The 23,726-nt window shown below is 43.5% G+C and carries 17 protein-coding genes; 12 read left to right on the top strand and 5 right to left on the bottom strand.

Annotation, left to right across the window (positions count from 1 at the left end):
* The first annotated feature begins 28 nt into the window (after positions 1 to 28).
* Both nadE and G9Q97_RS02655 read left to right on the top strand, forming a co-directional pair.
* Positions 29 to 1,885, top strand: coding sequence for an NAD(+) synthase (nadE, locus tag G9Q97_RS02660; RefSeq protein ID WP_166142855.1), 1,857 nt, complete (start codon positions 29 to 31; stop codon positions 1,883 to 1,885).
* Between the two features lie 31 nt (positions 1,886 to 1,916).
* Positions 1,917 to 3,023 carry a prolipoprotein diacylglyceryl transferase gene (locus G9Q97_RS02655; RefSeq protein ID WP_166142853.1) on the top strand — a complete coding sequence of 369 codons (1,107 nt, stop codon included), beginning with the start codon at positions 1,917 to 1,919 and terminating at the stop codon, positions 3,021 to 3,023.
* A 1-nt stretch (position 3,024) separates the two neighbouring features.
* Here G9Q97_RS02655 and yidD read toward each other — a convergent pair whose 3' ends face one another.
* Entirely contained in the window at positions 3,025 to 3,285 is a 261-nt protein-coding gene (gene yidD, locus G9Q97_RS02650) for a membrane protein insertion efficiency factor YidD (RefSeq protein WP_166142851.1), read from the bottom strand.
* Between the two features lie 73 nt (positions 3,286 to 3,358).
* Here yidD and G9Q97_RS02645 point away from each other — a divergent pair, with 73 nt between their 5' ends.
* The 3 genes from G9Q97_RS02645 to G9Q97_RS02635 all read left to right on the top strand — a co-directional run bounded on the left by G9Q97_RS02645 (position 3,359) and on the right by G9Q97_RS02635 (position 7,786).
* Positions 3,359 to 4,774 (top strand): BamA/TamA family outer membrane protein, encoded by a 1,416-nt coding sequence (locus G9Q97_RS02645; RefSeq protein ID WP_246255342.1) that lies wholly within the window; start codon positions 3,359 to 3,361, stop codon positions 4,772 to 4,774.
* 79 nt (positions 4,775 to 4,853) lie between these two features.
* Positions 4,854 to 5,687 carry a PorV/PorQ family protein gene (locus tag G9Q97_RS02640; protein ID WP_166142847.1) on the top strand — a complete coding sequence of 278 codons (834 nt, stop codon included), beginning with the start codon at positions 4,854 to 4,856 and terminating at the stop codon, positions 5,685 to 5,687.
* Entirely contained in the window at positions 5,684 to 7,786 is a 2,103-nt protein-coding gene (locus G9Q97_RS02635; protein WP_246255340.1) for a ComEA family DNA-binding protein, read from the top strand. Before G9Q97_RS02640 ends, G9Q97_RS02635 begins: the two co-directional genes overlap by 4 nt.
* A gap of 42 nt (positions 7,787 to 7,828) precedes the next feature.
* Here the strand turns inward: G9Q97_RS02635 and mscL are convergent, their stop codons facing one another.
* Positions 7,829 to 8,251 carry a large-conductance mechanosensitive channel protein MscL gene (gene mscL, locus G9Q97_RS02630; RefSeq protein ID WP_166142845.1) on the bottom strand — a complete coding sequence of 141 codons (423 nt, stop codon included), beginning with the start codon at positions 8,249 to 8,251 and terminating at the stop codon, positions 7,829 to 7,831.
* Positions 8,252 to 8,378: 127 nt separating this feature from the next.
* Between mscL and G9Q97_RS02625 the strand changes: the two genes are divergently transcribed.
* From G9Q97_RS02625 to G9Q97_RS02600, 6 genes are all read left to right on the top strand, one after another.
* A complete protein-coding gene (locus G9Q97_RS02625) occupies positions 8,379 to 10,472 on the top strand; it encodes a S9 family peptidase (RefSeq protein WP_166142843.1) in 2,094 nt (697 codons plus the stop codon).
* A gap of 140 nt (positions 10,473 to 10,612) precedes the next feature.
* A complete protein-coding gene (locus G9Q97_RS02620; RefSeq protein WP_166142841.1) occupies positions 10,613 to 12,040 on the top strand; it encodes a circularly permuted type 2 ATP-grasp protein in 1,428 nt (475 codons plus the stop codon).
* A gap of 15 nt (positions 12,041 to 12,055) precedes the next feature.
* Positions 12,056 to 13,036, top strand: coding sequence for an alpha-E domain-containing protein (locus G9Q97_RS02615; RefSeq protein ID WP_166142839.1), 981 nt, complete (start codon positions 12,056 to 12,058; stop codon positions 13,034 to 13,036).
* A complete protein-coding gene (locus tag G9Q97_RS02610) occupies positions 13,033 to 13,773 on the top strand; it encodes a peptidase (protein ID WP_166142837.1) in 741 nt (246 codons plus the stop codon). Before G9Q97_RS02615 ends, G9Q97_RS02610 begins: the two co-directional genes overlap by 4 nt.
* Positions 13,774 to 13,834: 61 nt before the next feature.
* On the top strand, positions 13,835 to 14,692 hold the full coding sequence (locus G9Q97_RS02605; protein WP_166142835.1) for a transglutaminase family protein: 858 nt from the start codon (positions 13,835 to 13,837) through the stop codon (positions 14,690 to 14,692).
* Between the two features lie 95 nt (positions 14,693 to 14,787).
* Complete coding sequence (locus G9Q97_RS02600) at positions 14,788 to 16,032, top strand: metallophosphoesterase (protein WP_166142833.1); 1,245 nt, start codon at positions 14,788 to 14,790, stop codon at positions 16,030 to 16,032.
* Between the two features lie 90 nt (positions 16,033 to 16,122).
* Here the strand turns inward: G9Q97_RS02600 and G9Q97_RS02595 are convergent, their stop codons facing one another.
* The 3 genes from G9Q97_RS02595 to G9Q97_RS02585 all read right to left on the bottom strand — a co-directional run bounded on the left by G9Q97_RS02595 (position 16,123) and on the right by G9Q97_RS02585 (position 21,269).
* Positions 16,123 to 19,170 carry an efflux RND transporter permease subunit gene (locus G9Q97_RS02595; protein WP_166142831.1) on the bottom strand — a complete coding sequence of 1,016 codons (3,048 nt, stop codon included), beginning with the start codon at positions 19,168 to 19,170 and terminating at the stop codon, positions 16,123 to 16,125.
* Positions 19,171 to 19,173: 3 nt separating this feature from the next.
* Positions 19,174 to 20,208 carry an efflux RND transporter periplasmic adaptor subunit gene (locus G9Q97_RS02590; RefSeq protein ID WP_246255338.1) on the bottom strand — a complete coding sequence of 345 codons (1,035 nt, stop codon included), beginning with the start codon at positions 20,206 to 20,208 and terminating at the stop codon, positions 19,174 to 19,176.
* 314 nt (positions 20,209 to 20,522) lie between these two features.
* Positions 20,523 to 21,269 (bottom strand): TrmH family RNA methyltransferase, encoded by a 747-nt coding sequence (locus G9Q97_RS02585; RefSeq protein ID WP_166142827.1) that lies wholly within the window; start codon positions 21,267 to 21,269, stop codon positions 20,523 to 20,525.
* A 5-nt stretch (positions 21,270 to 21,274) separates the two neighbouring features.
* On the opposite strand from G9Q97_RS02585, the gene tamL reads away from it, so the two are divergent.
* Positions 21,275 to 23,704 carry a translocation and assembly module lipoprotein TamL gene (tamL, locus tag G9Q97_RS02580; protein WP_166142825.1) on the top strand — a complete coding sequence of 810 codons (2,430 nt, stop codon included), beginning with the start codon at positions 21,275 to 21,277 and terminating at the stop codon, positions 23,702 to 23,704.
* The last annotated feature ends 22 nt before the right edge of the window (positions 23,705 to 23,726 follow it).

Raw genomic sequence — 23,726 nt, 5'->3', positions numbered from 1 at the left:
TCATTATTTTGGGTGAAAAGCTAAATTTATGTCTTCTCTACATCTTGCAGGCGCAACAGTAAACCAAACACCCCTGGATTGGGAGGGAAACTTTAACCATATTCTGCAAGCCATTCAAAAAGCGAAGGACCAAAGCGTGGACTTGCTTTGCTTTCCCGAACTGAGCATTACAGGCTACGGAAGTGAAGATCTTTTTCTAAGTTACTGGTATCCCAAAAAAGCCCTTGCCTATCTCAAAAAAGCCCTTCCTTTCACCAAAGGAATTACCGTCTGCCTGGGTTTACCCTGCCGCATCAACCAAAAAGTTTACAATTGCATGGCCGTGCTTGAAAATGGCAAAGTCCTTGGTTTTGTTCCCAAGCAATTTTTGGCCATTGACGGGGTACATTATGAATGCCGCTGGTTTACTCCCTGGAAAGCCGGATTGATGACAAGCCTGGATTTTGACGGGGCCTCGGTTCCTTTTGGGGACATGATATTTGAAAAAAAAGGACTTCGCTATGGTTTTGAAATATGTGAAGATGCCTGGAGAGGAGATGCCCGGCCCGGTTACCGGCTGAAAGACCGAAAAGTGAACCTTATACTTAACCCCAGTGCAAGCCATTTTGCTATGGGAAAAAGCCACCAAAGGGAAATACTCGTTACAGAGAGTTCCGAAGCATTAGAGGCTGCTTATTTTTATGTCAACCTGCTGGGCAATGAAAGTGGAAGGATGATCTTTGATGGAGAAGTTCTTTTTGCTGATAAGGGAGAGCTCTTGTATAAGAACCCCTTGTTATCCTTTAAGGATTACCAACTCATTAGCTTCAAATACCCCTTACCCAAAACACTAGAAACCCCTGAAAAAACAGCAACCGAAAGCAAAAACGAAGAATTTACAGCTGCTGTTTCGCTGGCTTTGTTTGATTACTTGCGAAAAAGCAGGAGCAAGGGCTTTGTACTGTCCCTAAGTGGGGGCGCAGACTCTTCCACCATTGCCATTTTGGTTGCGGAAATGGTCAGAAGAGGCATTCTATGCCTGGGTACACCCCTTTTTCTGGAAAAAATTCACCGGTCTTCAGACATTGACCCCAAAAGCAGCGTCAAAGACATTACCGGCAAACTGCTTACCACTGCCTATCAGGGCACAAAAAACTCCTCTGCCGATACATTTAATAGTGCAAAATCCCTGGCCGAAAGCATTGGTGCTGTTTTTAACCAATGGTCTATTGATGAAGAGGTAGCCTCCTACACCAGAAAAATAGAAGCTGCCCTGGGTAGAAAGCTGGAATGGGAAAAGGATGACATAGCCTTGCAAAATATCCAGGCCAGAGCGCGATCCCCGATTATTTGGATGCTGGCCAACATCAACAACAGCCTTTTATTAAGCACCTCTAACAGGAGTGAGGGGGACGTAGGTTATACCACCATGGACGGAGATACAAGTGGCAGTATCTCCCCCATTGCGGCTGTTTCAAAGGATTTTATTTTGCAATGGCTGCGATGGGCGGAGAGCACATTGGGCTATGAGGGATTAAAGGAAGTCAATGCGCTACAACCTACTGCTGAGCTGAGACCAAAGGAAAGAAAACAGACCGATGAGGAAGACCTGATGCCCTACCCGGTACTAACCGCCATTGAGCAACTGGCCATAAAAGACAAACGTTCGCCAATAGATATTTATCTGAACCTGAAAGAAGAACTTTCTCTTGAACCATCTATTTTAAAAAGTTACATTGCCAAATTCTTTCGGTTGTGGTCCAGAAACCAATGGAAGAGAGAAAGACTGGCTCCATCTTTTCATCTGGATGAGTTTAATGTGGACCCTAAAACCTGGTATCGTTTTCCCATTTTATCCGGAGGGTATCAGGAAGAATTAAAGGAAATGGAAAATACCGAAGAATAACTTTAGGCAATTAGCTAAAAAAACAGAAGCAATGATCAACAGTATTTTGTATTATGTGGTTTGGAGTCCAAATCCGGCGGTTTTTTCAGGGTTTGACAGGCTTCGTTGGTACAGCCTGCTTTTCGCCCTAGGATTTATTATTTCCCAGCAGATCATGGTACACTTTTTCAAAAAAGAGGGGCAGGATGAAAACCTTGTTGACCGGTTGACCATCTACATGGTGCTGGCTACCATTATCGGTGCGCGTTTGGGGCATGTGCTCTTTTATGAGCCTGCCAGGTACCTGAGCAACCCCATTGATATACTGAAGGTATGGGAAGGCGGCCTGGCCAGTCATGGAGCGGCCATTGGGATACTTTTTGCGCTCTGGCTATATGCGAAAAAGACCCCGGGCCAATCATACCTTTGGGTGGTGGACCGGATAGTGATCGTAGTTGCGCTGACAGGGGCATTGATCAGGTTTGGTAACCTCATGAATTCAGAAATTGGCGGAAAAGCCACAGGCACGGATTCAGGATTTGTTTTTGCCAGAGATACGGAGGAAATCCTGCTTACCATGAACCTTCCCATTGAAGATATCACCGCTTATAAACCCAATGAACGGAAGGAAGAATTGACTGGATCCGGAAGGGTACCTGTTAACATAGACATACAGATCAACAAGGGGGGGTTTGATGAAAAGAACCTGAGAAACGTTTTGGAAAGGGATATCAAGTATGCCCTGACCCGGTTTAGCAGTTCAAAAAAGTACATGGCAGAAGATCCAGATGCTCCTCTTGATTTGGAGATCCGGGACCAGGGCAGCCACTACCTTGCTGTGGTCAAAACTTTTGGGATAGCCAAACACCCTACCCAAATTTACGAATCCATTACCTACCTGCTGATATTTGCCTTCCTCTTTTTGGGATGGAAGAAGTATACCTCCACCATTCCCGAGGGTTTATACCTGGGAATATTCCTGATATCCGTATTTGGAATGCGGTTTGTTTGGGAGTTCTTCAAAGAAAATCAGGTAGAATTTGAGGACAACCTCGCATTCAATATGGGGCAGGCATTGAGTATCCCCCTGGTTCTTGCTGGAATTGGACTTGTGTTTTATGCCCTGAAAAACGGAAGCAAAAAAAACATTGAGGAGTAAATCAGGGGACAGGATCGTGTCCCTGCCCTCCCCAGGGGTGGCACCTGCTTATTCTTTTCAATCCCAGCCAGCCTCCTTTGAATACTCCATGTTTCAAAATAGCTTCCTTCATGTATTGACTACAAGTAGGATGATACCTGCAAGACCTTGGAAATAAGGGTGATAAGAGATATTGATACACCAATATGGGAAATATTGCAATTTTCTTGACTATTTGCTTCACTTTTATCGTATTTATACCATATAAGAAAAAAAATAACATTAAAGTTCTACATCCACCTATCAACTTTCGGGTCATTTTGACATTTAAACCTTTAATATCCCTTTTCTTACTTTTGATTTTAGGTTTTTTGGCAAGCCAGCAGGGGCATGCCGGGGATATTCCCACCATTGACACTATAAAGCAATCGAGTCCTCCGGAAAGAGTGACTGTGAACAATATATTCGTGGTAGGAAATGAAAAAACCCGCCGAAGGATCATTTTAAGAGAAATGGATATTGAGGAAGGTGAGGTATATGATTGGAATGACTTCGTACAGTTATTGCTGGCCGATCAAAAAAAAATCTATAACCTGCAGCTCTTTACTACCGTCACGCTCACCCCCCTTTTTCTGGAAGATGACCAGGTGGAATTACTGGTATCCTTAAAAGAAAGATGGTACATTCTGCCCAGCATTATTTTTAACCTTGCAGATAGAAATTTTTCGGAATGGTGGATCAATCAGGGAAGGGACTTTTCCAGAGTCAATTATGGTATTAAGTTAGACCACAACAATGTAGGTGGCAGGAATGAAAAATTGAGGATCATAGGGCAATTGGGATTTACCCAGGCCATTGACCTGAATTACAGCATACCTTACTTTGACAAAAACCAGGTGCACGGATTGGCAGCCAAGTTTAATTATTATACCAACAAAAATATTCCCATCAGATCTGTAGACAACAAACAATTTTTTTATAAAAACCAGGAAGAAGATGTCCTCAGAAAAACCATCAATGCTTTTTTGACTTACAACTTCAGGGGTAGTTTTTACAATACCCATTTCCTGACGCTGGGTTTTCACAATACCCGGATACATGAAGATGTGCTGGAGCAAAATCCTGACTACTTTACCCATGACAGCCAAAGGCTCAAGTATTTTCAGGCTACCTACCGGTACCGGCACGACCATAGGGATAACGTGGCTTATGCTACCCAGGGCACATTACTGGACATGAGCCTGACACAATATGGCCTCTTTGCAGGAGACAATATCAGTGAAACCGAATTTTCTATCCTGGCCAGCAAATACACTCCCCTGGGTGGGAAATTCTACTTTGCAACGGGAATTTCGGGATCAGCATTCTTCAGTTCCAGACAACCATATACCCTGGTGAGGGGTATAGGTTATAAACCTGATTTTATCAGGGGCTATGAGGTGAATGTCATAGAAGGACAACAAACCTTCGTGCATAAAAACAGTCTTCGGTATGAATTACTCAATGTAGCTTTTGATATTTCTGATTTTATGCCCCTTGAAGAGTTTTCCATCATTCCCTTTCAACTCTACCTGAGCGCCAATTTTGACCAGGGTTTTGTCAGGGATGCCAACAGGTTGCCGGAAAATGCCCGGCTGACGAACCGGTACCTATCTGGTTTTGGCCTGGGTCTAGACCTTATCGGTATCTATGATGCCGTTTTCCGCTTTGAATATTCTTTCACCAATACGGGTCCCGGAAGTTTCTTTATCAATGTAAAGGCCCCTTTATAAATTCCTTAATTGTTTTTAATATACATTTTTTTGTATTATATTACTTTGTCAATTTATTTTTCCCTAAGCTTTTTTGACAATGGAGAAATGGGTTTTGATAACAATACTTTTATTTACCGTCCAGATCAGGAATGGCGGGGCACAAAACAGTATGGATCATTTCCCGAAAGGTGCGCAAAGCATGGGATTAGGAAATGCCAGCCTCACCCTAAACGAGCCCTGGGCCGTTTTCAACAATATTGGGGCCCTGGGTACAGCACCTGATCAGCTGATCGCATTTGCAGGATATGACCATCGGTTGGGATTAAATGAATTGACCACTCTCGCTGCAGGTTTGACCATTCCTGCAAACAAATTGGGAAACATAGGAATCGGGCTTTCAACCTATGGTGCGGCGCTTTTTAACCAGCAACAAATTGGCATTGGTCTGGCCAATCAATTGGGACTGGCCAGCCTGGGAATCAAACTGAGCTATTTCCAGACCAATATTGATGGTTTCGGCAGAAGTGCCCGGCCCGTTATTGAGTTTGGAGGTACAGCGGAACTCATACCAGGCTTATTTTTTGGAGCCCATATGTACAACCTAACCCGATCAGCGATAAGCAAGGACAGCAGGGATTATCTCCCTACCACCATGAAAGCAGGCATCTCCTACCGGCCTTCAGAAAACCTCATGGTTAATCTTGAAACAGAGAAGGAATTGCTTTCACCAGCACAGTTTAAAGCAGGATTAGCATACAATTTCGAGCAAAAATTTTGGGCAAGAACAGGCATCAATACCCAACCCAACAATTTGTATTTTGGTATTGGGTTCAAGCCCCGGAGGTATCAAATCGACTATGCCATGAGCCGCAATTACCTGTTGGGTTTTACGCATCATTTTTCCTTTAACTATAACCTCTCAGAACCTTGAAAACGCTGATTTTTTCCGGCTTATTTTTACTGGTGGGCATGTATCGGCTTTCAGCTCAAAATGTTGCAACCGGAGAGTTGGATTTAGAAAGTTTTGTTGAGGAACGGTTCTCCTTTCAGGAGGAAGATATTGCCTATGAAGACCTGTATGAGAGTCTTTTACAGGTGCATTTAAACCCACTTGACCTGCAAGAAGCCACTGCCGAACAGCTCCGCTCCCTGTATATCCTCAGCCCCTTTCAGCTAGCTTCCTTTTTGGACTACCGGAATACATTTGGGCCATTAATTTCCGTTTACGAGCTACAGGCCATTCCGGGATGGACCCTGGAAACGATCGAAAATATCCTCCCCTTCATACGACAAGATGTTTACTCAGGAAATCAAAAAATGCCTGGATTTAAACGCTTTCAGGCAGCAGAAAATGCCTACCTTATTTTTAGAAACCGCCGGGTTTGGCAAACCCGAAAAGGATTCACCCCTGCAGATACCCTGAGCAACGGTCAACTCAGCAGCCGCTACCTGGGTGGCCCTGATGACCTTTATGTCAGGTTCCGGCTTCAACAGCCCGGCGACTTCAGCATTGGGTTGACTGCCGAAAAAGATGCCGGAGAGCAGTTTATCTGGGATAAAAAAACCAAAAGGTATGGTTTTGATTTTTTGTCCTTTCATTTTATGCTTTTTGACAAAGGCCCCTGGAAAACCCTGGCTTTGGGAGACTATCAACTCCAATTTGGTCAAGGATTGGTATTTGGTTCTGGCTTTTCGGTGGGAAAGGGGGCAGAAACCATAGCCACGGTAAGGAGAAGCTCTCTGGGCCTGAGGCCCTATACTTCAGTCCTGGAATCCGGCTTTTTCAGAGGAGCTGCTGCTACTTACAAAACCGGAAATTTGGAATTGACTGGCCTGTTTTCCCTTGCTCCCAGGAGTGCAAATTTACAGGTAATCCCGGACAGCCTGGAAGCTTCTGAAAGCTATTTGTCTTCCCTGATCAGTTCGGGATTGCACCGCACCAAAAATGAAATCGAAAAAAAGGGACAAGCCAGGGAACAAAATTTCGGCCTCAACCTGCAATACCGCAATTCAGACAAGGGTATTCAATTAGGGACTAATTTTCTTCATTCCAGATACAGCCAGGAGGTATTTCCACTAAAAAGAATTTACAATCAATTTGAATTCAGGGGCAAAAGCAATTACACAGGTAGTATTTACTTTTCTTATAATTTTGCCAACCACTACTTTTTTGCAGAATCGGCCATTTCAAAAAGCCGGGGAATGGGCCATGTTTTCGGGATCATGAGCAGCTTAAATCGATCTCTGGACCTTTCTCTGGTTTGGAGAAAATTCGATAGAAACTTTCACTCTTTTTATGGAAATGCTTTCTCTGAAGGCTCCCGACCCATCAACGAAGAAGGATTGTATTTAGGACTCAATTTTAAACCCAACAGAAAAATAAATTGGTCTGCATATTACGATTATTTCACCTTTCCCTGGTTACGTTTCCGGATGTATGCACCCTCATCAGGAAATGAATGGCTAAGCCGCTTCACCTACCGACCGCATAAAAAACTGATGTCCTTTATCCAGTGGAGAGAGGAAACCAAAAGCAGAAACCTGGTTTCGGAGGAACAATCCAGCAACCACTACCAGTTGGCTACAGGAAAACGGAGAAATTTTGTTTGGAGCCTTTCCTACCAACCCAATCAGTGGTGGCAATTCAAAACAAGGGTTCAACAAAGTTCATTTCAAATAAATGGACAAAAAACCAGAGGCTTTGCCATATTGCAGGACCTCTCGGCCAACCTGGGAAATTGGAAATTCAGTGGGAGACTTTCTCTTTTTGATACGGATGACTTTGAAAACAGACAATTCCTTTACGAGAGGAACGTACTGTGGGCATTTTCAATACCTAATTTATATGGTCAGGGATACCGGTATTATCTGCTGGGGCAATATAAATTAAATCAACGAATCACCTTCTGGTTAAGATGGGCCAAAACCACCTATACCAATAGGGAGAGCATTGGCACCGGACTGCAGGAGATAGCGGGCAATGAAATAACAGAAACCACCTTTCAGGTACGGTACCAGTTTAACCGGTAAAAGCCACAATAAAAGCTTTTACCGGTTAATAATCCAGAGTTATCATCCTTGCTTTTTCAACAAGTCCCTGATTTCTTCCAGCAACACTTCGGTTTTATTAACCGTAGGAGGTGGAGGAGTAGGTGCCGCTTCTTCCTTTTTCTTCAGGTTATTGATCAGTTTAACGATCATAAACACAGCCAATGCAACAATTGAAAAATCAACCACAAACTGAATAAAATTGCCATAATTTATGGTCACTGCTGCAATTTCTGTCCCCGCCGGATCCAGGTATGCATCTTTGAGGACTACCATCAGGTCGGTAAAATCCACACCCCCCACCAATAATCCGATTGGGGGCATGATAATGTCATTCACCAGGGAGGACACTACCTTTCCGAATGCCGCACCGATAATCACTGCAACGGCCAGGTCGACGACATTGCCTCTGACGGCAAAATCCTTGAATTCTTTAATCAATCCCATACTTTTGTTGGTTGAAGTAAATAAAGATTTTAGTAAAATGTAAGTTTAAAGCCTTTCAATATAGTTATAAATTGAAAACTTTTACAAATAGCACGGAAAACAAAATTTAAAAATACAATTTAACAAGATGGCAAATCAAAAAAATACAGCTCCTCCTATCGCAAAAATTAAACCCACAATCCTTGAATTTCATCAACATACCCGAACAGACAATTATTTTTGGATGAAAGAGAGGGAAGACCCTGAAGTGATAGACTATCTCAATAAAGAAAACGAATTTAAAGAAAGATGCCTGGAACCTACCAAAACTTTGCAGAACAACCTTTTCAAAGAAATGAAAAACCGTATAAAGGAAGAGGATTCCAGCGTACCCTATTTCAAGAAAGGTTTTTTTTATTACCAAAGGTTTGAGAAAGGTAAAGAATATCCCATTCATTGCAGAAAAGAAGGTCAACTCTCAGCCGGGGAGAGTATTCTATTGGATGTCAATAAACTGGCCAGAGGCAAGGCATACATGAATGTGAATGCACTTTCTGTTTCTCCAAACACTCACCTGCTTTCCTATGCAGCAGACGCGGTGGGTAGGCGGATTTATACCATCTATTTTAAAAACCTGACAACTGGTAAATTATTGGAAGACCAACTCAGTGAAGTTACCGGGAACATGGTCTGGGCCAATGACAACAAAACATTGTTTTACAGCAAACAGGATCCAAAAACCCTTCGGCCAAACCGGATTTTCAAACATATCGTTGGTAAAAACCAGGCTACCGATTCACTGGTTTTCGAAGAGAAAGATGAAACATTTACGGTAAGCGTAAAAAAATCCAAATCCGGTAAATACCTTTTTATAAGTAGTAATAGCACGGTATCCACTGAAAACAGGTTCCTTTCAGCGGACCAGCCGGAAGGGGACTGGAAGGTCATCAACCCAAGGGAAAGGGACCTGGAATACGAGGTGGATCACCACGAAGATTTCTTTATCATACTGACCAATGCCGATGGTGCTAAAAATTTTAAGTTGGTTAAAACTCCCGTGGAATCTCCAGGAAAACCAAATTGGGAGGATCTGGTTCCGGGAAGGGAGCATGTATTACTGGAAGAATTCGAAGTATTCCGGCATCATCTGGTGATCAGCAATCGCTTTAATGGTTTGAGCCGGCTGGAAATAAGGTCATGGGATGGTCATAAAAACCATACCATCAGCATGCAGGACCCTACCTATTCGGTTTGGATCGGGAATAATCCCGAATATTATACCGACCTGCTTCGATATGGCTATAACTCCCTTACAACCCCTTCATCGATCTACGATTATCACATGGACAGCCGGGAAAAGACCCTGATGAAACGTCAGGAAGTTGTAGGGGGGCACGAACCGGAAGATTATCAGTCCGAAAGAATTTGGGCCATGGCGGCCGATGGACAGGAAATACCAATTTCTTTGGTTTATAAAAAAGATAGTTTTACCAAAACAGGTGAAAATCCTTTGCTATTGTATGGATATGGTGCATATGGTTTCAGCACAGATCCCTATTTCAGTTCCAGCAGGCTTAGTCTCCTGGACAGGGGTATAGTCTTTGCCATGGCTCATGTCCGGGGTGGACAGGAATTGGGTAGGCACTGGTATGAAGAGGGTAAAATGCTGCATAAAATCAACTCTTTCACAGATTTTATCAGCTGCGGGGAACATTTGATCCAACAAAAATATGTACATCCCAAAAAACTTTTTGCTATGGGAGGCAGCGCTGGAGGATTATTGGTTGGAGCGGTAATAAATATGCGTCCAGATCTTTTTCATGGGGTAATAGCTGCCGTACCCTTTGTGGATGTTGTGACCACCATGCTGGATGAAAGTATCCCGCTCACCACAGGGGAATTTGATGAATGGGGGAATCCCAAGGATAAAATTTACTATGATTATATACTTTCCTACTCCCCATATGACAATGTTAAGCCCCAGGCCTACCCACATTTGCTGGTCACATCAGGGTTTCATGATAGTCAGGTACAATATTGGGAGCCTTCAAAGTGGGTGGCCAAACTCAGGTCCTTACGAACCAATGACAACCTTTTGCTCCTACACACCAATATGGAAGCTGGGCATGGGGGTGCTTCCGGGCGGTTCAGGGCATTGAAAGAACTGGCCATGGAGTATGCATTCATCCTTTGGTTATCAAAAGCTGAAAATCAGCCTAGAAATTCCACCGAAAATGTGTAAAAATGGGAATATCCATTTAAAATTTGTCTTGAAAACACCATGAATTGGCCTAAAAAATTGTAGTTTTAAAAATATTTGATTAAATTTTTAAGCTATTATTTTAAAATCAACTACTGACAAATTCATTTTAAAAAACCAAGATGAAGGTAATCCACAACGACCAACAGGCCTTTTATGATGAAATGTACCATGAAAATCATTCACTTAGGGCCCATTACAAAAGTTTTGGGGAACTCATTAAAACCAGTTCCGCAAAAAAACTGAGCCATCTTCAATATTCCGCAGATAAAGCTCAGATGGCTATGGGCATGACATTTAATGTCTATCATGACAAAGCCGGGCAAGAGAAGATCCTTCACCTGGACATCATACCAAGGATTATTCCTGGCAATGAATGGCTGGTTCTGGAGAATGGGCTTAAACAAAGGATTGAGGCTTTGAATTTATTCCTTCATGATATTTACAATGATCAAAAGATTTTTAAAGACAATATAATTCCAAAGGAATTAATCCTGGGAAGTAAAGATTTCCTTGAGCCCTGTATAGGATTTACTCCTCCTAAGGGAATCTGGTGCCACATCACCGGTACAGACCTGGTAAGAGATAAGGATGGTGATTTTTATGTACTGGAAGATAACCTCAGGTGCCCATCTGGCGTCTCTTACATGCTGGAAAGCAGAGAGATTATCAAGCGGGCTTTTCCGGAGCTGTTTAACAAGCTTGGCGTAAGACCAGTCTCGGATTACAGTACCAAATTGCTGGACATGTTACAATTCCTTTCAGATAAGGCAAAACCGGTCATTGGGGTTTTGACACCTGGGGTATATAACTCAGCTTATTTTGAACATTCCTATCTGGCGCAACAGATGGGTGCCGAATTGGTTTCAGGCCAGGATCTCCTTGTGGTGGACAAAAAAGTATACATGCAAACCACCAAAGGTCTGGAACAAATTGATGTTTTGTACCGAAGAATTGATGACACCTTCCTGGATCCATTGGCTTTTAATCCGGATTCTATGCTTGGGGTACCAGGCCTTTTTGATGCCTACAAGGCTGGAAATATCGCCCTGGCCAATGCCCCGGGCACAGGCGTGGCAGATGACAAAGCTGTTTATGCCTATGTGCCCAGGATTATCAAATACTACCTGAATCAGGAACCCATTTTAAAAAATGTCCCCACCTACCTTTGCAGAGAGGAAAAAGACAGGAAGTATGTACTGGAAAATATTGCTGATCTGGTGGTCAAAGAAACCAATGCGGCAGGGGGCTATGGCATGCTCATTGGTCCCAAATCCGATGAAACAGAACATGAAAAATTCAGGAAACTGATCAAAGCCAACCCAACAAACTATATTGCCCAACCCACACTTTCCCTATCCACCGTACCTTCCATTATTGACAACAAGGCTATCGAAGGTAGACATGTAGATTTAAGGCCCTACATACTTTATGGCAAAGATATAGAAGTGATTCCCGGAGCACTTACCAGGGTAGCACTCAAAAAGGGCTCCCTTGTTGTCAACAGCTCTCAGGGTGGTGGCAGCAAAGATACCTGGGTATTGTATTAACCAAGAACAACCGATATGTTAAGTAGAGTAGCGAATTCGATTTATTGGCTGGGCAGGTACCTGGAAAGGGCCGAAAATTATGCCCGGTTTATTGATGTCAATTTTAACCTGATGCTGGATCTTCCCGGTGACCTGAAAGAACAATGGGAACCACTCGTCATGGCCACAGGAGACAAAGACCTTTTCCAGGCCACAAACAAATCCTACGACATGCAGGAGGTCATTTATTTCCTCGCTTTTAGTGAGGAAAATCCCAATTCCCTGATCAGTTCTATTTCGAAAGCCAGGGAAAATGCGCGGATGGTTCGGGAAAACCTCAGTAAGGAAACCTGGGAAAAGCTGAATGAATCCTATCATTTTGTAAAAAAGGCCTCAGAAACCAAAACCTGGAAAAAGGAAGACCCGAGAAGTTTCTTTGAAAGTGTAAAATCCCAGATCCTGTTGCTGTATGGACTTGCAGACAGCACGGTTGCCAGAACAGAGGGATGGTATTTCAGACAACTGGGCCAATACCTGGAAAGAGCGGACAAAACTTCCAGAATACTTGATGTTAAATACCACATCCTGCTCCCCTCTCCAAAGGAAGTAGGCTCACCACTTGACTTCCTTCATTGGATGGCCTTGTTAAAATCGGTTACGGCATTCAACACCTACAGGAGACTTTACGGTAATATTGACCCATCCGGGGTGGTGGAGTTCCTCGTACTGAACAAATACTTTCCAAGATCTGTGTTCTTTTGCCTTAAAGAAGCTGAACAGAGTCTTTTTAAAATATCAGGGTCAAATGGTGACGGTTATTCCAATAGAGCGGAAAAATCAATTGGTGAATTACGGTCCAAACTGGAGTTTGATGATGTCAATGACATCATTGCCACTGGTCTCCATGAATACCTGGAGCATCTTCAGGTTAAAATCAATCATATATCGAATCAGATAAACGACAATTATTTCCAAATAAAAGATAACTTTGTAAGCCAAACCATGGAGCAAGGATGACATTTTGTATTGGAATAAAAACGAAGAACGGGATCGTTGGTTTATCGGACACCAGAATAACCTCAGGAAATGAGACGACCACCTCAAAAAAATTATATACAGTAAACAGAAAAAAGCACGCTTTCTTTATCATGACTTCAGGACTTCGTTCAGTAAGGGACAAGGCCATCACCTATTTTGGCGAACTGATTGAAAAAGAAGATGCCTCTTATGATAAATTGTACAAAGCTGTCAATGGATTTGCCGATCAGGTGAAGCGGGTGGCGGAAGAGGACATGAATTCCCTGGAAAAATCGGGCTTTTCTTTTAATCTCTTCTCCATCATTGGTGGTCAACTGGAAGAAGACAAGGAACCCAAACTTTACCTCCTGTATCCGCAGGGCAATTGGATAGAAATCAGGCAGGGAACCCCCTTTGTCATAATTGGCAATACGGGCTTTGGGAATCCCGTGCTCAGAAGATCATTGAAATATGATGCCCCGCTTTATTTTGCACTTAAAAGTGCATTCCTTGCTTTCGATGCCACCAGGATCAGTTCCAATGATGTAGATTACCCCGTGGATACGGTGGTCATGGAGAATGACAGCTATAATATTATTGAAAACAGATTCGAGCAACATGAATTAAACCATTTGTCTGAATTCTGGAACGATTCCTTAAAAGAAACCATTAACAACTTGCCGGCTGACATCCTGAAAAAAGCCTTTTCTCATGTAGAATTAGAAGAAAGTGAATAGGTGCCACAGCACTTGAGACCAATTGATGCGAGGTTTCCTTTTTAAAATTAAACGACAAACCATGCGTCTGAAAATCCAACATGAAACCATTTATGATTACCACAATTCTGTAGGCCTAAACCCCCACAGCATCTTTCTTAAACCCTTACCCAGAAACTATCTGGAAATAAGCAATTACCGCTTACAGGTACAACCTGAACCTGAAGGACTGAATGAAAGGTACGACATAGAAGGTAACCCCTATTTTCAGGCCTGGTTTACGGGAGAAACCAACATGCTTGCCATCAAGGTATCCTTTGAGACAGTGCATGTGCCATTCAATCCTTTTTTGTTTTTGGTGGATCAGTGGTTCATCAATAAACTCGATTTGTCTGCAAACAGCCCTTTTCAATACCTGCAGGAGGACCTGCCTATACTTCAGCCCTACCTGGGTCACAGCGACAATGCCCTGCTCAGAAAGTACGGCATGGATAAATTGACTACCAGGGATCCGATACAATTTTTAACACAGTTAAATGCGGCCATTCATGCTGACTGGCGGCACATCATCAGGGAAGAAGAAAATCTCTGGCCAGCCACCAAAACCTTTGCTGCGGGAAGAGGTTCCTGCAGGGATCTGTCCTGGATGTTAATAGAAATCCTCAGACATTTGGGCCTTGCGGCAAGATTTGTTAGTGGTTATGCCTTTAATCCCGAACTGGATGAAGGCCACGAACTACATGCATGGGTGGAAACCTTCCTTCCAGGTGCTGGCTGGATAGGACTAGATCCGAGTCTGGGACTAATGACTGACGAACACTACATTCCTCTGGCCTGTAGTTTTCTTCCCCAAAAAACTTTGCCTGTACATGGCACTTATGGTGGCGAAAATCTGCAAGCAGCCACCTTATCGGCCACAGTCAACATTGAGGCCTTTTAAGCAAACACCGTTCTTTTTTAAAATACCCTATTTTTTTCACCTGGAAATCAAACCTTTTCTATTGGTTTGCGATTAATCAGGGTAACATAAAAACAATGCGTAAAGTGGGGGGCACCATATTCATTTTTATTTTAATGGCTGTACTGTTTTTCCTGAATTGGTACGTATACCAGGCTGTAAAAACAGTATTGCCTCACAGTATTCTGGCCACAGGTAAAATGGTCTATTGGCTAATTGCCAGTGGCGTCAGCCTATGGATAGGTTTTACTTTTTTCACCATCATGCAGGAGGGTAAAATCTCTACCATGTCCCAAAAATCCCTAAACCTTTTTCTCACCATTTCCGTGACGCAGTTTACCGTTATTCTCTTTCTTTTTGGAGAAGACATATACCGTTCACTGAGTTCTTTGTTCGGTTATATGACATCCTCCGAACCTGGCAGCAGTGCAGTCCTCCCCTCCCGGAGGAAGTTTGTGAGTCAATTGGCTTTTTCCATAGCAGCCATTCCTTTCACAGGATTTGTCTATGGTATATTCAAAGGAAAATATGATTTTAGAACAATCCGGAAAACAGTCTTCTTTAAAGATCTGCCGGAGGCATTCGATGGATTCACCATCACCCAATTGTCAGATATTCATGCCGGTAGTTTTACCGATTTTGATGCTGTAAAAAGAGGGGCTGACCTGGCCGCAGCGCAAAACTCAGATCTGTTTGTATTCACAGGAGATCTGGTCAACCACAAAGCAGATGAAATTGATCCTATGATCGCATCTTTTGCACAGATAAAGGCTCCTTTTGGACAATTTTCCATTTTGGGCAATCATGATTATGGCGATTATACCTCCTGGCCAAGCCCTGAAGCCAAACAAGAAAACTTTGATAGGCTTAAAGAAAAACACAAAAAGCTGGGCTATGACCTGCTGCTGGATGAGAGCAGAATTATCGAAAAGGAGGGGCAAAGAATCAGGCTGTTGGGTGTAGAAAACTGGGGTGTTGGCTTTCATGCCAAAGGGGATCTGGAAAAATCCCTTGAAAATGTAGACCAGGATGAATTCAAAATTTTACTTTCCCATGACCCATCCCATTGGGACGAGCAGGTTAAAAATCATTCCAAAAACATCCATTTGACTTTAAGTGGTCATACCCACGGCATGCAGTTTGGTATAGAAACCCCTGTTATCCGCTGGTCTCCTGCCCAATACCGGTATCCTAACTGGGCTGGCCTGGCCGAAGAGGCAGGCAAGTTCCTTTATGTCAACAGGGGTTTTGGCTTCCACGCCTTCTCCGGAAGAGTAGGTATCTGGCCGGAAATTACGGTCATTGAACTAAGAAAGGGTTAAAGACCAATTATTGATTGGGTGTCTTGTCGACATTTACCTTGTTAACCTCAGTCAAAATATTCGAAAGAGCTATAATCTGTCTCAATTATCTCAGACTAGAACTTTTTTCTTTACCCAGCCTCTAGCCAAAAACCAATAAGCTAAGGGAACAAAATACAAGGCAGTAAAGGTACCAATGGTCAATCCTCCAATGACGGAAAACACCAGTGGCCGCTGCAAATCTGCACCCAACCCTGCACTAAAAACTACAGGAAGTAAGGCCAGAATGGTAGTTACCGATGTCATCACTATGGGTTTCAACCGGATTTCTCCTGCCATGTAAAGGGCTTTTTCCAGCGCTGTATCAAGTCCGTCACTGTCTTCGGAATACCTGCTTCGCAACCTGTTGATGGTGTCGATTTTCAATATGGCATCGTTGACCATGATCCCCAGCATGACCACCAGTCCTATGGCAGACATCACATTCAGGGAAGTACCGGTGAGCCAAAGCACCAAAAAGGCTCCGCCAATTCCCAGGGGAAGGGTAAGCATTACAATCAGTGGCTGCAGGAAATCTTCAAACTGGGCTGCAAGAATAAAATACAGCAATAGAATTGCTACCAGTAAAATCCCCATCAATTGCCGGATAGTTTCCCTGTCCTGAAAGAACTGCCCCGTAAAATCGATAGAAAGATTTTTTCCCAAGGCCCAGTTTCTTACCTGTGTTTCATATTGGTTCGGATTTGGACTATCCAGGGTCAGGGACTGATAGATTCCCGCTTTGTCTGCTGTCACAAACTTGTAATTTTCATCATAGGAAAACCGGATAAACTGATCCAGGGAATAAGGAACATCATCCTCTCCATAAAGAAAATTATTTTTTAACAAGGTCTGAAAATTAACCTGATCATTGAGAAGCAATATGGGTGTAATCTCCCCAAATCGCTTGATATCCGTAATCAGGTAATTGCCAAACAATTGTTCGATCTTATCAATCAGTTGTTGCACCTCAATACCATATAGGGTGAGTTTTTCCAGATTGGTTTGAAAAATCACCGAAGACCCTTTTTGCAAACCGGGTCCTTTAGACCAGGAATCAACGGGAAAATCCTCCAGCCAGGGATCCATGATACTGGCTGTAACCGGCTTGTTGGCCCCCAGATCTTTCCACCTGACTTCATAGTAAGGCCTGTCAGAATTAAATAATTGGTCAAAGGCATTTGGTGCATCGCGGAGATCAATACTGGCCAGGGGAAAATTATCCTGAAGCTGCCGGACCAGGTTGGCACTGACCTGTTCCTTCTGTTCCCGGCTGTTAAACAACAGGTAAAGGTCGGCCTGCTGTATGGCATTTTCTCCCTCAAATAGTAAAAACTGCCTCAGTCCCACATCGCTTTCCGCCAATTGGTATTGTCCCTCCATTTGCGTCATTAACTGCTGTATCCTATCCCTGTTTTGACTGGCACTGATGGGTTCATTCCAATCCAAAGCCAACATGACATCAAACTTTTCTATCGGGGGCAAACCTTCCACTTTGAGTAACCATCCGGTGGACAATAATAGCGGAATTAGCAGCAATAAAACGAGAAGGGACCAGCCTCTCTGAGCAAATAATCCTTTGTAAACCACTTTGTATCTCCTTAAAAGCCACAAAAATAAGCGACTGTCCTGTCTTGCCGCCTGCAAGGGTTTGTTCTTAAAGAACAAATGATACAAAAGTGGCAACAAGATAAAGGCCACCAGGAGCGATACGGATAAAATAGCGGCCACAGATACTGCCTGGTCATAAAACAAGGCACCTGCAATACCACTTAAGAAAACCAAAGGAACAAACACAGCCAAAGTAGTCAAAACGGAACTGATAAGGGCAGACATGACTTCGTTGACACCGGTAACACAGGATTCAAACAGAGAGCTACCATCTTTATTTTTTCTGCTGATATTATCAAGTACAATGATGGAATTGTCAATCAACATCCCCAAGCCCAGGGCCAGTCCACTCAGTGAAATCACATTGATGGAAATATCAAAAAAGTAAAAAACAGAAAAACTAATGATCAGAGAGGCAGGAAGACTTATCCCGATAATAATGGGGGTCCTGTAGTTTCCCATAAATACAAACAAAATCCCAAAGGCAAACAAGCCTCCAAAAAGCAGGCTGGTCTGCAAGTTATTGATTCCGGCATTAAGTAGGGTGGATTGATCCTGGGTCAAGTCAAATCCAACCTGGGGATAGTCTTTTTCAAATAAGCTTACTGCCTCATACACCAGCGGCATGATCTCATTCATTTTTGCAGCCGCCTGCTTGTGAACCGTCACCACCAGGCCTTCCTTTCCCTGGTAAAGATGGAAACCAGTTGGTTTTGCCAGATCATAATTTACATCCGCCACCTTTTCCAGATTTACGGTGTAACCGGAGGGGCTGCGAACAGGGAGGTTTTTGACATCTTCGGGAGTCTCTATCCGGGTCGCCAAACGCAGGTAATACCGAAACTGTCCGTCCTCCACACTGATTCCGGGCAACTCACTGTTACCCGCCTCTATGGCCCTGATAAGGTCTGCCTCCTGCATGCCCAGCCCTGCCAATACCGGCTTGTTAGGCGTGACAACAATTACTCTTTCTTGTCGCCCATTGATATCCACCAGGGCTACTCCATCCAACTGCTCAAGTCTTTTTTTGATTACATTCTCGGTGAGTAAGGAGACTTCAGCAAAATCCACACCATCGGAAGGGACCACCTGCAAGCGGACGATTGGAATGTCATTGGTATTGATCCGGACTACCTGGGGTCGGGGCATGTCCTCCGGTAGACTATTGGTAAGGCGGTCTATTTTCTCATTAACTGCGATATAGGCCAGTTCCATTTGCGTCTGGTAGTCAAAAGTCAACCGGACATTACCTACTTCAGAACCTGCTTTGCTTTCCATGTCCTGCAATCCACTCAGTGTTACCATGCCTTCCCTGATGGGACGCAGCACATTCTGTTCTATGGATTCCGGTGAAGTATTGGGATAATTAACCTTGATGACGATCTGAGGCACATCAATTGGTGGCAAAAGAGAAACAGGCAGGGTACGAAACAAGATGATGCTGAAAATAAGCAGTGCCAAAAAGGTCATACCAACCGCGATGGGTCTGGCAAGTAAAAATCGAACCATATCTTATTCTGTTAAAACCTGTACCGGAGCCTGGTGAGCCAGCTGCACATTGTTGCTGATAATTACTTGCTGGCTGGCTACCAATCCATCGAGGATTTCCATTTCCCGGCCATTGTCCTTTCCTACCTCTACATAATTCCAGATGGCTTCATTATTATCTATGGTGAAAACCACCGGTCTGCCAGAACGGTATACCACCGCCTCCTTAGGAACCACCAGACTGTTATTCTGCGGTGCGCGGATCACGGATCTTGCATTCATGCCCGGCAGCAGGCTTCCTGATTTGTTAAGGGTAAGTGTGACCTGCACCAATCCATTTTCATCCACTTTTGGGTTGATACTTGTAACAGTCCCCATGATGCCTTCTCCCGTTCCTGAAACCGGGTATACTTCAGCTTTATGACCTTTGTTCACAAAACCGATATCTGATTCCAGGATTTTTACTTTCATTTCGAGGACATCGGTACTGAGAACCAGACAAACCTCATCGCCCGTATTGACCAAACTTCCCTTTTTCAGTTGCAAATCTGCAATGGCCCCACTGATCGGAGCTTTTATTTCTGTTTTCTCAAGATTTCGTTCGGCTTCTCTTACCGCGATCTCGGCAGATAAAAGACCACTTGATGCCTTCCAGAATTCATCCCTTTCGGCATTCACCAGAGAATCCAACAGGGAAGTTTCTACATCTGCTGCTATCCTCCTACTTTGGTATTCTGCTGTAGCCGACCTCAAATCCACCTGCGCCTTTTCCCAGTCCATCTGACTATCCGTCTTGTCCAGACGGGCAATCAACTGCCCTTTCTCCACCCTTTGCCCTTCCTCTACTACCACATCCAGCAGATAACCGGGCCTTTCCACGATAACCATCACCTCATTGGCCGCTTCAATTTTGCCTGTGGCATTGATCAGGTAGTCAAAGGATTTACTTTCCGAATGCCCCACCCTTACAGTAGTGGCCTTAACCTCATCCCGGAAGGTTTCCATAGGAACTTCCTGGCTTTCTGCTTCAGGTTCGCTGCAAGAAATCAATTGTCCCATTAAAATTGGGATTGCAAAAATTAAAGTGATTTTTTTCATTTCAGGTAAAGGTTAGGACCATTGGTTTTTTTCTGCACAAGGATTTACGAGTTAAATAACTAAATTATTAAATTATCTCCAAGTGATTGCCCTTAAATTTTGTTAAATAAAAAAATCAAACAAGAATCAACCTTTCTAATCCTTCATCCACAGCCCGCAGTTTCACCTGGAGCGAAGTCCAAATTTTTTAATTGGGGGTCTGTCTTGATTTACAGCATGTTGAAAATAAGCTGAGGCCCTTACCATGGCCCTTGGACAGATAATCCACTGATCTGTCATTTGCTTAAACGCCTTAAATTGTCACAAAGAACTGCTGTAGCAACCGCCACATTCAGTGACTCGGCAGCTCCAAATCCGGGAATGGTCAGCTTTTGGGTGACCAGGTTTTTCAAGTCCTCCCGAATGCCGTGGGATTCATTTCCCATTAACAATATACCTTCCGGAACTCCCTCAAAATCATGAATGGAGATTCCTTCCAGAAAAGCACCATAAATGGGCACTGAGGAATCCCGGAGTTTTGAATTCAGATCCACATATTCAAAGGCCAGCCTGCTGAATGAACCCATGCTGGCATGTAGTACTTTGGGATTGTAGACATCCGCCGTCTCGGGAGAAAGCAAGATTTTCTTGATCCCGTACCAGTCTGCAATCCGTATTATGGTACCCAGGTTTCCCGGATCCCTGATATCATCCAAAGCGAGGACCAATTCTCCGGGCCGGATTTCCAGGCTTGTGTTGGGCTTGATGCTGGCTACTGCAAGGGCTTGCTCATTACTTGAAAAAATCCCCAGACTTTTCAATTCTTTCGGACTGCTTTTAATTTTTTCACCTTTAGACCTGTCTATCAAGTCCTGCTGATCAGAAAGGTACTTTTCGGTAAAAAGTAAATGAGTAATGGTGAAATCTGAAAGCAGCAATTCCGTTACATTCTTGGCTCCCTCCACAAAAAAAGCGTTTTCTTGTTTACGGAATTTTTTCTGTTGCAAGGATTTAATAAACTTAACCGTATTTTTGCTTAGCATTAGCCATGAGTGTTGAAGTGAAGAATATCAAATATATAAACTTTCTTTTTTTGATCCTGTCGTTGTGGGGCTGTTCGTTGACCAGAGGGCTAAAACATGACGAACTTCTGCTGTATAACATCAATACCGAAGGAATTGAAAAGAGTGATGCGGAAGCACTCAAGAACCTTATCCAACAAAAGCCCAATACGAGGATTCCTGTTTTTAATCTATCACCAGGGGTATTGGTTTACGATATGGGTACCGCTTTTTATGATAGCACCAAACTCGCCTCCCGGTTAGAGCAGAAGCGCCAGGAGGCCCGTGAACTTTCAACCTTGATAAATGAAGGCAATTCCTCAGGAAAAATTGAAAAACGGTACAGAAAACTGGAAGGCAGTATCAATAATCTGGAGCGAAAATTGGAATACGGAAACTGGTTTATGCGGACTGGCAATGCCAAAGTCATTCTGGACAGTACAAAGCTGGCTTCCTCCAGGCAACAAATGACTGTCTACCTGCAAAATAATGGTTTTTTCGAAGCAAAAGTACATACAGAAATTGACACCTCGGGTAAAAAGGCGGAAGTCAGTTACCTAATTGAAGAGAGGGCAGGTTACAGGATCGATAGCATTTTTACCAAATCTGATGATTCTCAAATTTATAATTTACTCGAAAAACACAAACAGTTCAGTCTGGTAAAGGAGGGTGATATGTATACGCAGGCTGACCTAACCAATGAAAGGCAAAGGATTGAAGACCTGTTAAAAGACAATGGGTATTATACCTTTTCCAAATCATTTATCGAGTACAATGTTTTTAAAGATACTCTGGAGAAACAGGTAGTCATAGAACAATTGATCCGAAAAACAAGCCAGGGTCGAAACCACCGCATTTACACCATTGATTCCATTGTCTTTACCATTGCCAGTCCAAACGACATCATTCCTGACGAGAAAATTCGCTCTGAATTTGACAATGTGCGGTTCATCATGTACCAGGACCGATATGCCGAAAAAATTATCCGCTCCCGCATATTTCAGAAAAAAGGTGATGTCTACAGTAAAAATGCGGTCATAGAAACACAGCGGCAGTTGGCCAATCTGGATGTTTTTAGGTTTGTAAACATCTCCTTTGATACTTTGGATAATCGCATCCGCACGAAAATTTTTACCCGGCCCAACCAAAAATTCCAAATCACCAATCAGCTTGGGGCCAGCGTCACTGAACAGCTCCCCGGACCCTTTTTCAGCCATTCCCTGCGAAACAGAAACCTTTTCCGTGGGTTGGAAATTTTCGAATTTAATTTCAGGGCAGGCCTTGAAGGGGTGGCATCCGCCACAACCGAAGGAGGCGTGTACAGAAGCCGGGAACTTTCCTCTTCTGCTTCCATGATTTTTCCGCAATTTTTGGTCCCTTTTAATTTTGGAACGCTTGAAAAATTTGGCCGTTACAATCCCAGAACAAGGACCTTACTGGGGTACAGCTATGTCAACCGTCCGGAATATGTGAGAGATGCCCTGAATACCATATTGGCCTATACCTGGGCCACCAGAAACCTGAGACATCAATTTTCAGTCAACTTACTGGATGCCAATCTTATCCGTTCTAACCTGGATTCCCTGTTTCAATCCAGACTGGAAGAACTTCAGGCGCAGGGCAACAACCTGATCAACTCTTTCCTTCCTTCGTATGTCAGCAGTATTTCAGGTCAGGTCATCATCAATTTCAATCAGTACGGGCTTTACAGAAAAAACCAGGCTTCCCTTTGGCGCTTGTTTGTGGAAAGTGGTGGAACTACCTTTAATTTCCTAGACCCCGAAAGACTGGCTGACAGAAACCTGAATTATTTCCAGTTTTTAAAATTCCAATCGGACTTCAGAAGATATATACCCCTGACCAATAACAGTACCTTTGCCTACAGACTCAACCTGGGTCTGGCCAAGCCTTATGGTATCAGTGGAGGGGTATTACCCTACGAAAAGTATTTTTTTGCCGGGGGAAGCACCTCTATCCGTGCCTGGCAACCCCGAAGATTGGGACCAGGGAGTTTTACCCCGGAAATCCGGGAGGATGGTTCTTTTGACTACAGGTTTGAACAGCCCGGAGAAATTCTTTTTGAAGCCATGTTTGAATTCAGAAGGAAATTATTTGGGTATTTTGACGGCGCATTCTTTATTGATGCGGGAAATACATGGACATTTGCAGTAGATCCCTCCCGGGAAGGAACCGATTTTAAATTTAACAGATTTTATAAAGAGTTGGCCGTTGGAACGGGTTTAGGGCTCCGCATGGATTTTGACTTCCTTGTACTACGCCTGGACATGGGAATTAAGGCTTATGACCCGGCCAGACCAGAAAAGGAGCGATTTATTTTGGACAAAATTTCCTTCAAACAGCCTTTTGGGGAAAAAGGCCAGCAAGTATTCAATATTGGGATAGGCTATCCCTTCTAAATTTTATTGTCAGCGATAAGTA

This window comes from Cyclobacterium plantarum (assembly GCF_011290685.1).
Lineage (GTDB): Bacteria > Bacteroidota > Bacteroidia > Cytophagales > Cyclobacteriaceae > Cyclobacterium > Cyclobacterium plantarum.
Note: the sequence above shows the minus strand (reverse complement) of the source record. Positions and strands in the feature narration are given on the sequence as shown.